Annotated in this window: 16 protein-coding genes and 1 riboswitch; of the genes, 10 read left to right on the top strand and 6 right to left on the bottom strand. The window is 65.5% G+C overall.

Annotated elements, in window-relative coordinates:
* The 7 genes from EB835_RS00995 to EB835_RS00965 all read left to right on the top strand — a co-directional run bounded on the left by EB835_RS00995 (position 1) and on the right by EB835_RS00965 (position 5251).
* Positions 1-1410 carry an ATP-binding cassette domain-containing protein gene (locus tag EB835_RS00995; RefSeq protein ID WP_135807632.1) on the top strand — a complete coding sequence of 470 codons (1410 nt, stop codon included), beginning with the start codon at positions 1-3 and terminating at the stop codon, positions 1408-1410.
* A gap of 91 nt (positions 1411-1501) precedes the next feature.
* Positions 1502-2038, top strand: coding sequence for an HXXEE domain-containing protein (locus EB835_RS00990; RefSeq protein ID WP_135807631.1), 537 nt, complete (start codon positions 1502-1504; stop codon positions 2036-2038).
* Positions 2039-2097: 59 nt separating this feature from the next.
* Complete coding sequence (locus tag EB835_RS00985) at positions 2098-2739, top strand: hypothetical protein (RefSeq protein WP_135807630.1); 642 nt, start codon at positions 2098-2100, stop codon at positions 2737-2739.
* Between the two features lie 60 nt (positions 2740-2799).
* The gene (locus EB835_RS00980) at positions 2800-3372 is read left to right on the top strand and encodes a DinB family protein (protein WP_135807629.1); all 573 of its coding nucleotides are present in this window, start codon (positions 2800-2802) and stop codon (positions 3370-3372) included.
* Between the two features lie 11 nt (positions 3373-3383).
* Positions 3384-3845: a VOC family protein gene (locus tag EB835_RS00975; RefSeq protein WP_135807628.1), complete on the top strand. Its 462-nt coding sequence runs from the start codon at positions 3384-3386 to the stop codon at positions 3843-3845.
* An 82-nt stretch (positions 3846-3927) separates the two neighbouring features.
* Positions 3928-4629, top strand: coding sequence for a PepSY domain-containing protein (locus tag EB835_RS00970; RefSeq protein ID WP_135807627.1), 702 nt, complete (start codon positions 3928-3930; stop codon positions 4627-4629).
* Positions 4622-5251: a thymidine kinase gene (locus tag EB835_RS00965; protein ID WP_135807626.1), complete on the top strand. Its 630-nt coding sequence runs from the start codon at positions 4622-4624 to the stop codon at positions 5249-5251. The genes EB835_RS00970 and EB835_RS00965 overlap by 8 nt, the downstream gene beginning before the upstream one ends.
* Here the strand turns inward: EB835_RS00965 and EB835_RS00960 are convergent.
* On the bottom strand, positions 5248-5892 hold the full coding sequence (locus tag EB835_RS00960; RefSeq protein ID WP_101544802.1) for a mismatch-specific DNA-glycosylase: 645 nt from the start codon (positions 5890-5892) through the stop codon (positions 5248-5250). The genes EB835_RS00965 and EB835_RS00960 overlap by 4 nt on opposite strands.
* Before the next feature lie 23 nt (positions 5893-5915).
* Here EB835_RS00960 and EB835_RS00955 point away from each other — a divergent pair, with 23 nt between their 5' ends.
* Positions 5916-6425, top strand: a complete 510-nt coding sequence (locus EB835_RS00955; RefSeq protein ID WP_135807625.1) for an SRPBCC family protein — start codon at positions 5916-5918, stop codon at positions 6423-6425.
* Positions 6426-6526: 101 nt separating this feature from the next.
* Here EB835_RS00955 and moeB read toward each other — a convergent pair whose 3' ends face one another.
* The 4 genes from moeB to thiO all read right to left on the bottom strand — a co-directional run bounded on the left by moeB (position 6527) and on the right by thiO (position 9915).
* The gene (moeB, locus tag EB835_RS00950; protein ID WP_205749830.1) at positions 6527-7717 is read right to left on the bottom strand and encodes a molybdopterin-synthase adenylyltransferase MoeB; all 1191 of its coding nucleotides are present in this window, start codon (positions 7715-7717) and stop codon (positions 6527-6529) included.
* On the bottom strand, positions 7714-8481 hold the full coding sequence (locus EB835_RS20375; RefSeq protein ID WP_135807623.1) for a thiazole synthase: 768 nt from the start codon (positions 8479-8481) through the stop codon (positions 7714-7716). The genes moeB and EB835_RS20375 overlap by 4 nt, the downstream gene beginning before the upstream one ends.
* Before the next feature lies 1 nt (position 8482).
* Complete coding sequence (thiS, locus tag EB835_RS00940) at positions 8483-8740, bottom strand: sulfur carrier protein ThiS (RefSeq protein ID WP_135807622.1); 258 nt, start codon at positions 8738-8740, stop codon at positions 8483-8485.
* Complete coding sequence (gene thiO, locus EB835_RS00935) at positions 8737-9915, bottom strand: glycine oxidase ThiO (protein ID WP_135807621.1); 1179 nt, start codon at positions 9913-9915, stop codon at positions 8737-8739. Before thiO ends, thiS begins: the two co-directional genes overlap by 4 nt.
* A riboswitch (TPP riboswitch) is annotated at positions 9905-10008 on the bottom strand. (Overlaps the previous gene by 11 nt.)
* A gap of 11 nt (positions 10009-10019) precedes the next feature.
* Here thiO and thiE point away from each other — a divergent pair.
* Together thiE and EB835_RS00925 are read left to right on the top strand one after the other, a co-directional pair.
* Positions 10020-10703, top strand: coding sequence for a thiamine phosphate synthase (thiE, locus tag EB835_RS00930; RefSeq protein ID WP_240688455.1), 684 nt, complete (start codon positions 10020-10022; stop codon positions 10701-10703).
* Positions 10700-11665, top strand: a complete 966-nt coding sequence (locus tag EB835_RS00925; protein ID WP_135807620.1) for a ketopantoate reductase family protein — start codon at positions 10700-10702, stop codon at positions 11663-11665. The genes thiE and EB835_RS00925 overlap by 4 nt, the downstream gene beginning before the upstream one ends.
* Here EB835_RS00925 and EB835_RS00920 read toward each other — a convergent pair.
* Positions 11619-12869 (bottom strand): DedA family protein, encoded by a 1251-nt coding sequence (locus EB835_RS00920; protein WP_135807619.1) that lies wholly within the window; start codon positions 12867-12869, stop codon positions 11619-11621. The genes EB835_RS00925 and EB835_RS00920 overlap by 47 nt on opposite strands.
* Positions 12870-13007: the final 138 nt, after the last annotated feature.

Genomic DNA, 13007 nt, shown 5'->3' with positions numbered 1-13007 from the left:
ATGACCGTTGAGATCACGGACGCGGGCTTCACCTATCACGGGGAGGACACTGCCGCACTGAGCGGCATCAACCTCGACATCACCGGTGGAACCATAACCGCGGTGCTCGGACCACTCGGATCGGGAACGTCGACTCTGTGTCGCATGCTGTCCGGACAGCTCGCTTCCCGCGGCACCACGACCGGCACCATCGACCGAGGCGGCCGGGTGGCCCTGCTCGGAGATGATCCGGAAGCGCAGCTGAGCGGAATGACCAGCCACGTCGGCGATGAGACGCAGCTGGCCTGTCGACTGCACGGATCCGACCCGGCCGAAGCCCGCAGCCGAGCTCGGAACCTGCTCGAACAACTCGGCATCGACGAACTGTGGAGCCGCCGGTTGGACACGCTCTCCGGCGGGCAGAGGCAGCTGGTCGCGCTGGCACGGATTCTTGCGTCCGGGCCCGACCTTCTCGTTCTCGACCAACCCGCACAATCCCTGGATCCGCAGATGCGAATGCGTCTGGCGACAGTGCTGCAGGAATTCTGCGACCGGGGAGGATCAGTGCTCATCACCGGACATCAGGGCGACGAACTGACTCGGATCTGCCACGAGGTCCACTTCCTCGACGCCGGACGGCTGCAGACGGCGACCGCACCGACCCGAACCGGTGGTGTCTGGGACAGCCTCGCCGACGACGCCGCGACCCACTCGAAGACAGTGAGCAGCCAGTCAGATGCCTTGCTCACTGTTCGCGACCTCACCGTGGACCGGGGACGCAGACGCATCCTCGACGGCTTCGACCTCGATCTGCGGCCCGGCGAACTCACCACCGTCACCGGAGCCAACGGGGTCGGAAAATCCACGCTCCTGCGCGCCCTCCTCGGTCTGCTCGGCCGGTCCGCGACCGTGACGGGCACGATCACGGTCAGCCGCCTCGGCGAGATGACCAGGATGGACACGCTGCCCACCCACGCCCGCAGCGCCTACCTCGGGTGGGTGGGGCAGGACCCGGGACAGCAGCTCTCCGCCGCCACAGTGGCACGCGAACTGCTGCACGCCGCGCCACTTCCGCCACATCGGCGAAGAGACCGCTCTCAAGTGCGCGACCAACGCCGGTCAGACGTGGACACCGTCCTCGCCGAGGCGGATCTGACCGAGGTCGCCGACGAACACCCCTTCGACCTCGACGTGCCCCGACGCAAAGACGTCGTCATCGCCTCGGCACTGATGACCGAAGCGTCGGTGCTGCTGCTCGACGAACCGACGATCGGACGCGACCTGGCCGCGATGACTCGGCTGAATGCGATCATCGAGCGATTCCTCAGCGGAGGCGGTGCCGTCCTGGCGACCACACACGACCAACGGTGGGCGCACGAGTCCGCGCACCACCGACTGCGTCTGGTCGGCGGGCGGGCCCAGCGAAGATGAGCAGGGGAGTGCCGAGCAGCGAAGCGACGGTACTTCGAGGCGATTGCATGGTGCAATGTGACTGTGAGGACCGTCGTCTGAAAGGAACGCAATGCGCGGACCGATAGTGCTGTTCGCCGCCTGGGCCCTCCACGATGCTGAGGAGACACTGACCTTCCCCGCGTCGGCCGACTATGTGGCCGACCTCACCGGAATCGACGCTTTGCGGATGACGACGAAGCAGAGCGTGGCCGCGATCGGCCTGGTCGGGGCTGCGCTCGCCGCTGCCGGAATCCGCGGGGTGCGAACGCGAGGTGACTCCCGGTTCTATCGGTCCTCTGTCGCCGGTCTCGAAGCCCACGTGTTCACTCATCTGCTCTCGGCAGCGGTGGCGCGCCGATACACCTCAGGGGTGCTCACGGCAGTGCCGATCATGTGGCCGGGCGCCGCGTACGCGCGACGAGAACTCGCTGCGCTCGGCAAGCCGCTGACCGCCGCCGACTGGCGTTATGGGGCACCGACCATGGGCGCGGTGGCGTTGGCTGCTCACGTCCTCGTCCGCATCGACTGGTTGTCCCTGCTCAGAAGTCGAAGGAATCGTCTCCGGCGGTCGCAGGGCTGCGCAGCCTCTGCAGATGCAGATGCCTGATCAGGCGGACGTCGGTCGGCACTGAATCTCGTGTCAGGGGCTGCATCTACCGTGAGGACATGGATCAGAACTCGCACCCAATCGATTCCTACAGCATCGAGGAGCTCGACCATCAGCCGCCGATGCCATGGGATCATCTGCTCGCCGCCATCCGTCGGTCCCCTCAGCTCTCCGCGGTCGAGGCGGCCCGCATCGCGCAACACCAGCCCGACGTCACGACCGATGTTCTCAATCCTCTGCCGGCACCTGGCCCACCCACGTGGGACGGACTGCACAGAGTCATCAACACGCTGCACCGGAAGAATCTGCTGCCGGACGATCTTCCGCAGACACGCAGCGCCTCCGTCATACTCACTCATCTCCTCACCGAACTCGCCCTTGCCATCTCCGGCCACCGCGGGCCACGGCCAGACCTCCAAGCGGCATTCGCGGAGACACGGACCGAGGCCGCCCAGGTGCGCTTCGAAATCGAATGCATCACCTGGCTCATCGCCGGAAGACTCGGGGTGAGGGCCGCCGCCTCGGGCTCACTCAAGGGGTACCTCAAACACGGCGAGCTCATTCCCGAGTTCTCCCGGGACCGAGTGCTGCAGACGGTCGACACGATCGAAGCCCTCTTCGGCGGTGCGCTCGCCTTCGGAGCCGCAATCCGAGAAGAGACCCCCAGCCTGTTCGAACTCGATGTGCAACTGGCTGTCTGAACCCTGACAAATCGTCCTCAACCCTGGTGCGCAGACACCCACCGGAGAAGAATGGCCACCATGTCCACCTCACCGCGGCGTTGGAGCATTGCCACCGTCTACCCTGATATGTGGGTCGATCCCGACGACGATCCCCGCAACACCGACGGGTACAGTCCCGACGGAGAACTCGCCACACTGCTGAGCTATCTCCACGACTACCGGCTGACACTGGATATGAAATGTCAGGGCCTCACTCCTGAACAGATGGTGAGGCTCTCTGTCCCACCGTCGACGATGTCACTGCTCGGGCTGGTCCGACACATGACCGACGTGGAGAGAGACTGGCGGAACTGGATCACGGACGGCAAACCCGAACCTCCGATCTACGGGAGCTTGGACGCCGCATTCGACCTCAGTGAAATTCCGCCCGACCCCGACGACGCCGTCCTGGTCGACGCCTTCGACCGGCTCGAACAGGAACAGGCCGCCACCGACGCCGAAGTCAGCCGACACGACGACCTCGACACACACGTCGGCCGTGAAGACATTGCGGTGCGTGAGTTCCTCGTCCACCGCATCGAAGAATATGCCCGCCACTGTGGGCACGCTGATCTGCTGCGCGAATGCATCGACGGCAGAACCGGACAATAGGGAGTCAGACAATGAGCCGCACAGTCCAGATCACCGTCGACTGCCACGATCCCGAGAAGCTCGCCCGATTCTGGGCCGAGGCGCTCGGCTACATCATCCCCGGCCCTCCAGGGGTACGACTCGGAGAAGATGAGGATCCATTCGCCGCTTGGAAGAAGTTCATCGCTGACCTCGGAATCGAAATCGGTCCCGAAAACATGCGCGCTGCGATCGATGACCCGGACCGAGTCGGTCCCCGTATCTTCTTCCAGACCGTGCCCGAGCCCAAAACAGTGAAGAACCGCCTGCACCTCGACGTTCGGACTGCGCCCGGACTCGACGGCGATGAACGGATGGACGCGCTCGAGGCCGAATGCCATCGGCTGTCGGAACTCGGAGGGACCCGGCTTCGCCGAATCGACCCGGACCCGCCCCTGGAACACGGATTCATCGTCATGGCCGACCCCGAAGACAACGAATTCTGTCTCGACTGACCACCGGTTGTGGACGTCTGACCAGATGAGATTGTTCTCAGAAACCTCTGGTGTGAGCCGTTCGCTTGCTAGCGTGGCAGCCATGAAGACGAATCGCATGGCAATGAGTACAGTGGCAGGACTTGCGGCACTCACGCTCGGCCTGGCCGGATGCGGCGGAAGTGATTCCGAAAGCGGATCCGACGAAGCTCAGAACTCACCCGCGGCAAGCGAATCGGCCCCGGCCGGCTCTGCCGAAGACGACGACCAGAGCGCGGCCACCGACGACGACACAGACGATCAGGACGACCAAGACGACGAGAAGAAGACCGCGGCTCAGGACTCGTCCGGTCAGGGCCTCAGTGCCGATGCCGACCTCGCCGAGGATTCGCCGGCGATCAGTGCCGAAGACGCAATCAAGAAGGCGAAGGAGAAGGTCGGAGGCGGAACCGTTCACAGCATCGAACTCGACTGGGACGACAAGGACGAGGCTTGGCAGTACGACGTGTCCGTCCTCGACGGCAAGACCGACCACGATGTCGACATCGATGCCGAAACCGGCAAGGTCGTCAGCGAGGACACAGACGACGCCGACGACAAAGAGCAGGCCATCGACCTCAATGATCCGATGACCTTCGACGACGCTCTCAAGCGTGCGCAGAAGAAGTCCGACGGAAAGCTCGTGAGCTGGAAGCTCGAATTCGACGATGACAAGCAGGTATACCAGTTCGACTTCGAGAAGGGCGGCGAAGACACGGAGGTCACCGTCGACACCGAATCCAAGCGAGTCAGCGTCGATGACTGACTCCGGCCGCCTCACGGTCATCGCCGGACCCATGTTCTCCGGAAAATCCGAAGAGCTGATGCGCAGGGTCCGGCGAGCCACGATCGCCGGAGTCGATGTCCTCGTCGTGTCCCACTCTCTTGACACCCGTTCGGACATCTCGACGATCACGTCGCACACCGGGGTGAATATCCCTGCAGTGCCGCTCGGTGACGTCGCGTCTCTCGCCGAGGCGGCCAGGCAGAAGGACTATGACCTCATCGCCATCGATGAGGCCCAGTTCTTCGGTCAGGACCTCGTCCCCGCAGTCGACGAACTCCTCCGACAGGGAATCGACGTCATCGTCGAAGGACTGTGTGTGACCTTCGACGGGCAGCCGTTCGAGCCGCTGCCGAGCTTCATGGCCGTGGCCGAAGACGTCCTCAGACTCACTGCTGTGTGCACCGTCTGCGGGAAAGACGCTGTGTTCCACCAACGACTGGAGCAGACGGGGAGCCCGATCGGCTCAGATTCGGCGACTGGCACTCAGAACCCTGCCGCGACTCTGGCCGCGACCACGATCGACGCCAGTCATATCGGTGGGCTGGATACCTATGTCGCGCGCTGTCGGCAGCACTTCACCGGAGCCGGCCAAGAGGCCTAGTCGTCGATGCTGTCCCAGACCTCACGCCAGATCCGCGCGAGATCCGGTATCTGATAGTGGGCGTTCAGCCCGCTCGGCTGCGGCACCACATGCAGCGCCACATCGGCCGGCCACCCCTCGATCAGCGACGTATCCTGACGCCCGAGCTGAGCTTTCGGCAGCCGGTACCCGGTGCGGAACGCGGTGATCCCGGCGATCGCCACCGCAGAGGGCCGGATAGCGGCAAGACGGTCGATGAGGTGAGCCGCACCCTCACGCAGCTCCTGCCGGGAGAGTTCGTCGGCACGCACAGTGGCGCGACCGATGAGGTTGGTCAAGCCGATTCCACGGCTGAGGAGCTGCTGCTCATCCGCGGGATCGAGTCCACACGACGCATCGACCTGGTGATCGGTGAGACCCGCCTGATGCAGAGACGGCCAGAAACGATTGCCGGGACGCGCGAACGGGGCATTCACCGCAGCCGTCCACAGGCCGGGATTGATGCCGACGATGAGCATCTTCAGTCCGGAGGAATCGGCCGGAAGGATATCGTCGATCGCATTCGGATCGTCCGTCGCGAACGCCGCCAGGTCGTCCTTGGTCGGTTTGCGGCCGCCCAGAGGCGATGGCCGACGATTGCTGACGAATTTGTCCTCACTCACACCTTGCACACTACCGTCGTACCATGAGCCACGATCATGTCACCCCACAGGCCGGAGAATCTGCCGCCTTCCATTTCGATGAACGGTGGATCGTCGACGCCGGAATCGAGTCGGTATGGGCGGTTCTCGAACGGGTGGATCAGTGGCCGGAATGGTGGACGGGACTGACCGCTGCCGAACGGGTCGGGGTCGGACATGACGATGCAGCCGATATCTCCGTGACTCCCGGCAGCCGAGCCAGACTACTCGTCCGCGCTCCGATCGGGTGGTCGCTGCGCTTCACCATCGAGGTCGACGAGGTCGAAGCACCCAATCTCATCCGGTTCCGATCAGTGGGCGATCTGCGCGGCGAAGGCCGGTGGACTCTGAATGCCTTCGAGGGTGTGACGGTCATCGATGCGATGTGGTGTGTGACGACGAACAGGACCCTGATCAGGGCGATGCGACCGCTGTCGGGACTCATGCACGGTGCGGTGATGGCAGCCGGCGAACGCGGACTGCATCGGCGGCTGTCGGGACTGGGCCGTCACTGATCCGAACCCCCTCAGGTCACGCGAAACTCGAAAGAGACGCCGCCGGTGACGTTATTGTCGAGTTTCGCGTGACCTGAGCTCGTTTCGCGTTGCCGGAGGCTTCAATCCTGCCCCGCCCACGCATCGATGCCGCCGGCAAGGGAACGCAGTCGGACTCCGGCCGGCACCGAACCGGACAGGATCTCGATGGCTTCGGCCGATCGAGCCCCGGACCTGCAGTGGATGACGATATCGACAGGAGACCTCGACCGGCCGGCGCCACCGAGCACCGACTCAAGCGCCTCCCACCCGCTGTCTCGAATGTCGCCGAGGGGCAGATGCATCGAACCGGGGATGGAGGCGAGTTCGCGTTCCCAGTCCTCTCGCACGTCTACGACGACCACATCGTCTTCCCGGGCCCGAAACTCTGCGATGTCGATTTCGTCCACCGTGGGACCGGGGGCCGTGCCGATGGCCGGAACGGCTGCGCAGGCGGCGGCTGCCTCGGTGAGATCGGTGACCGCGGGACGGTCGGGATCGGGGGAGAACCGCAGAGTCGAATACTCCCCGGTCAGCGCCTCATAGCGCAGGAGTCGACCGATGAATGGAGAACCGACTCCGCAGATGAGTTTGATCGCCTCGGTCGCCATCGCCGAGCCCACGGTTCCGCACAGCACCCCGAGGACTCCGCCCTCGGCACAGTTGGGTACCGAATCGGGTTCCGGGATATCCGGGAACAGGTCGCGCAGCATCGGTCCGTGGCCGGGAACGAACGTGCTCACCTGTCCGGCGAAGCGGAAGATCGTGCCCCACACCAAGGGGGTGCCGATGAGTTCGGCAGCATCATTGGACAGGTACCGGGTGGCGAAGTTGTCGGCACCGTCGAGGACGAGATCGTGGCCAGCGAAGAGATCGAGCGCATTCTCCGGGGTCAGCCGACCCTCGATCGTGCGCACCACGATGTTCGGATCGAGCCGGTGCACGGCTTCGGCGGCCGAGGCGACCTTCGATCGGCCCACGTCGGCATCCCGGTGGATGACCTGACGCTGCAGATTCGACGACTCCACCACGTCATCGTCGATGATCGTGATCGAGCCGACCCCGGCGGCCGCGAGATAGTTGATCACGGGCGAACCGAGTCCACCGGCTCCGATGACCAGCACCGAGGCGGCCCGGAGGCGCCGCTGTCCCTCGAATCCGAATCCCGGCAGGCTCAGGTGTCGGGAGTAGCGTTCCAACTCCGCCCGGGACAGGGACTCCACGGGGTCGACGAGAGGCGGCAGCGATAGATGAGTGGCGGCAGCGGCGCTCACTGTGCTGTGACCATTCCGGCGAATGGCGATGATGCCACTGCCAACGGCCGCTTGGGGATCCTCCCGGCTCCGGCAGCCAGTTGCCCGGCCTCGACGGCCAAGGCCATCGCCCGGGCCATGGCGTGAGCGTCGTGGGCGCGGGTGACGGCCGAGGCCAGAAGCACAGCGGTGCATCCGAGCTCCATCGCCAGAGCCGCGTCCGAGGCGGTGCCGACACCGGCGTCGAGGATCACGGGCACCTGCGCACGGGAGACGATGGTTTCGATGTTGTGGGGATTGAGGATGCCCAGTCCGCTGCCGATCGGTGCACCGGCCGGCATCACCACCGCCACCCCGGCATCCTCCAGGCGTTTCGCCAGAGCCGGATCGTCGTTCGTGTAGGCGAAGACCGTGAATCCGTCGAGGACGAGTTCCTCGGCCGCGGAGAAGAGTTCGATGGGGTCGGGCAGCAGCGTGTCCTCATCGGCGATGACCTCGAGTTTCACCCAGTTCGTCTCCAGGGCTTCCCTGGCCAGGCGGGCAGTGAGCACGGCATCCCGGGCGGTGTAGCAGCCGGCGGTGTTCGGCAGCACTCGGATTCCCAAACGCTGGAGCATGGTGAAGACCGAGTCTCTCGACTCGGCGTCGAAGCGGCGCATCGCCACCGTGGTCAGTTCGGTCCCCGAAGCCACCAGGGCGTCTTCGAGGATGCTCAGGGAGCTCGCCCCTCCCGTGCCCATCACGAGACGAGACGACATCTCCACATCATCGATCGTCCAGCTCATATCAGCCTCCCTGCACTGCGGTGACGATGTCGACGGTGTGCCCGTCGGCCAAGGCGAATCCGGACCAGGCACCGCGACGGATGACCTCACCGTCGACGGCCAGGGCGATGCCCAGACGTCCGCCGTCGGCCGGTGTCCCGTCAGTCTGCAGCTCCCGTCCGGTGACGTCGGCGATGAGGTCGAGCGCCGAGGTGGCACCGGGGAGCTCATGATGCTCGCCGTTGAGGACGATGGTCGGTGGGTGTTCGCGGTCGGTCATGACATGCTCCTCGTCGAGTAGGCAGTTGCGTGGTTCGGGCCGGCAGTGGTTTCGGTGGTGAAGCGATGTGGGGACACGGACTCGAGCGACCCGTCAGGAGGCCAGTCGGACACGGTTCCCAGGGCGAGTTCGGCGCCGAGTCTGCCGCCGAACGGGGCCAAGAGGATGCCGTGGCGGAAATACCCGGTGCTCACGATGCAGCCGGGATCGATGCGCCCGATCATCGGCAGGTCATCGGGGGACCCGGGGCGGGCTCGGGTGGTGATATCGGTGATCTCCGCGTCGAGAATGCCTGGGACCAGTCGCTGCCCGTCGGCGAGCAGTCGGTGGATCGCCCCGGCGGGGGTGCCGGAGCGACCATCTTCACGGGAACTGGCACCGAGCACGATCTCGCCGTCGGGGCGAGGAACCAGATAGACGGAGCGGCCGTTGACCAGCCCGCGAATGGTGCGGCTCAGCAGAGGAGTCACCTCGGCGGGGGCTCGCAGTCGCAGAACATCACCCCAGACCTCCCGGATCGGCAGCTGCGGGGCACCATGGATCGTGTTGTTGGTGCTGCCGGCGCAGAGGATCACCTGATCGGCTTCCAACCGACGACCATCGCTCAGTGCGACGCCCACGGTCGCATCACCGTCCCTCAGCAGCTCGACTGCCCGTTGCCGAATGAGGTGCGACACTGAGTCAGCGGTCAGGGCAGACATCAGAGCCGCGGAGACCCGACGCGGGTCGATCGACCGATCGCCGGGAATGTGCACGGCTCCGGCCACTGCGGGCGACAAAGAGGGCTCGACCCGGCGGGCAGCGCTGCCGGTGATGAGCTCGGTGGCGAAACCGGACCGCGACTGAGCTTCGCGCAGCTCTCGCAGTGCCTGCAGATCGGCACTGTCTCCGGCGCACACGAGAGTTCCGGCATCCGTGAAGCCGAGGTCGACCGCGGCAGCGCTCGCCACCTCGGCAGCGAACTCCGGGTACATCTGCGCCGAGGCCTGCATCAACGGGTACAGGGGAGTCTGCCCCCACACCACCTCGGCGGCGGGAGCGATCATCCCCGCGGCGGCATGGCTCGCCCCCAACGCGGGGACAGGATCGATGATGGTGACTTCGGCACCGAGGCGGCGCAGGTACCAGGCCGTGGACAGGCCGATGATTCCGGCGCCGACGACAATGACTCTCACAACTTCTCCCTCCGGCGGCATGATCCGCATCAGGTCTGACGGTCGGCTCCTACGCCCTCTCAGCCTCGTTGGGAGGCTCCCGCGAACTCCTCTACTCTATGACCATGACCACACAGATGCCACCGCGCACCGCAGCACGGCAGACGAAGAGAGCCTGGAGGCAGGCCCGTTTGGCCGAAGCGTCGCTCTACCTGTGCACCGATGCCAGGACCTCTCAGGGCGACCTCGCCGAGTTCCTCGACGCCGCCTACCGCGGGGGCGTCGACATCATCCAGCTGAGGGACAAGAGCCTCGAGGCCCGCGCGGAGATCGCAGCCTTGGAGGTCCTCCGGGATGTCGCCGCTCGCCACGGCAAGCTCTTCTCCGTCAACGACCGCGCCGACGTCGCACTGCTCACCGACGCTGATGTCTTCCACGTCGGTCAAGGCGACCTCACCAGCTCTCAGGCCAGGGCCGTACTCGGCCCCGATGTCATCCTCGGCCGCTCCACCCATTCCCTCGAACAGGCGCTCGCCGCCGAAGCGGACCCGGAGACCGACTATTTCTGTGTCGGACCCGTCTGGGAGACCCCGACGAAGCCCGGTCGCGCAGCCGTGGGAACGGCGCTGCTCACCGCCACCGCCGCCGAGGCGGACAAACCGTGGTTCGCCATCGGCGGGATCGCGGCGGGGGAGAGGCTGGACGCGGTCCGACAGGCGGGTGCGAACCGTGCCGTAGTCGTTCGTGCGATAACCTCGGCTGAGGATCCCGCGGCGGCCGCTCGGGAGCTCAAGGAGGAGTTGGAATGACCCAAGCAGCTGACAGCGCAGCCCAGGGAACCGGTGCAGGCGCGGATCTGTCGATTCTCATCGCCGGGGCAGGTGCCACCGGCGGAGCCTTCGGCACCTATCTGCAGGAGGCCGGACGTGATGTCACATTCCTGCTCCGGCAGGCTCGAGCGGCGACGGTCCGCGCAGAAGGAATGCGCTTCACCGCTCCCGATGCCGATCGGACGAATCAGGTCGATGTCATCACCGCTGAGGAGCTCGAAGCCGCACCACGGATCTTCGACCTCGTCATCATCGCGGTCAAAGCCGGCGGCCTCGACTCGGTCATCGATGACATCGGACCGGCTGTCGGAGAGCAGACGACGATCATCCCGTTCCTCAACGGCATGGCTCAGATCGAGAAGCTGCAGAACAGATACCCCGGACAGGTGCTCGGCGGATTCGTCAAGATCGTCGGCACCATCAGAGACGGAGCCGTCGTTCAGCTCACCGACCTGGCCGTGATGACCATCGGCGACCTCCACGGTGCCCAGGTGCCCGCGCGGATCTCCGACGCTCTCGACGTGCCGGGGTTCAAGCTCCAGACCGTCGCTGGAATCATCGACGGGCTGTGGGAGAAGTGGACCTTCATCGCCGCGGCCGGTGTCGTCACCTGCCTGTTCCGTGCTCCGGTCGGGGCGATCATGGAAGCCGGCGGCCGGTCGCATGTGCATGCCATCGTCGACGAGCTCGAAGCCGTGGCGGCAACGGCCGGACACCCGGTCTCGGAGGCCTCACACGCCATGACGCTGAAGATGCTCACCGAGGACGGTTCGGCCTTCACCTCATCCCTCTACCGGGATGTGACGGCTGGGCTGCCGAGCGAAACGGAGCACATCCTCGGCGACATGGCGCTCAAGGCTGCGGAGCTGGGAGTGCCGACTCCTCTGCTCGACCTCACACTTGTGCAGCTGCGGGCAGGGGAAGCCCAGAAGCGGTCCTGACTTCAGCCGTGCCCGTGCGCAGCATCGCCAGATATGGCTCCTGCGGCTGAGTGTGTTCGGTGTCGGTCGAACCGTGGGCTGCGGTGAATGTGACCATGGGGACGCGGTCGACATCATCGAGGACGAGCAGCGTCTCGTAACCGCCGGGGCCCACAGAATGTGAGCTGCCTGAGGGCAGGTCGAAGACGAGCCGCTCCAGCGGACTGTCGGGTTCGGGCGGCCGATTCATCTCCTGAGCCGCGACATCGGCGAACTGCTCGGCAGTGATGAGGTAGGCCTTGGCCGGTGTCGGTCCGGGGACGGAATGGTCGTAGAAGGCCATGCCACCGCCCCAGACTTTCGACTCTCCGGCAAAGTAGATCGTCCCGGGCAGCTCGATCCCGGCCTCTGCCTGGGGGAGGGTGCTGTCTCTGGCACCCGGATAGGTCACCTTCGCACCGGGTGGTCGCCCGCCCTGCAGATAGCAGGCGAGCCGATCGCGGGCCATGTTCGATCCGTAGCTGACGTACCACACATGTGTTTGAGACATCCTCTCCATCATGACATCTCGGCCTCGGAGATTGTCGAATCGACTCCTGCTGCGGGTGCGGCGCCTGCTGCGTGTGCGGCGGCGCCGGCGCATGCTCTGCAAGCGTCGGGCGAGTTCGACGCTGCCGGTGATGGCCAGGGCGATTCCGATGCCGACGGCGACCCCGAGCAGCGGCCGGTCCTCGAAGAGCGTGCCCCCGATGAGTCCGATTCCCGTCGAATAGAGCGCCCAGGCCAGACTTCCGACTCCGTCCCAGAGCAGGAAGCTTCGGATCGGGAACCCGAGCAGGCCGGAGCCGATGGTCGCCAGACTGCGGCCTCCGGGAACGAACCGACCGGCGATGAGCACAGTCCCGCCTCGGCGAGAGAAAGCCGTGTGGGCGGAGCCGAGGAGCTTCTCAATTCGGGACCACCGTCGCCACCGTCCGACCCCGGTCGCAGCGAAACGGCCGACAAGATGAGCCGCCAGATCGCCGAGGAGAGCTCCGGACGCAGCGGCGAGGACGAGCCCTGCTGGGTGCGGCTGCCCCGTCGCGGCGAAGGTCGCAGCGGTGATGAGCAGAGTCTCCGAGGGCACAATCGGCACGAGCGAGTCCAGAGCCGCGGCCAGGGCGATGAGCAGGTACACCCACGGAGAGGTGAGAGAGGCAGTGAGCAGCTCGAGTGCGAGATCCATACTTATCCACGCTAGGTACCGGGCGGGAAGGTCGGTACGCGGTCGGGCACACAGTCGGTGCAGTCGACCGGCAAGTGCCGTTGCGGAAAACCGGAATCCGAGACTGCGGTCGAACCCCCTGTGAGTCGGCGATCGGCG

Source organism: Brevibacterium sp. S22 (assembly GCF_004745485.1).
Classification (GTDB): Bacteria; Actinomycetota; Actinomycetes; order Actinomycetales; family Brevibacteriaceae; genus Brevibacterium.
Note: the sequence above shows the minus strand (reverse complement) of the source record. Positions and strands in the feature narration are given on the sequence as shown.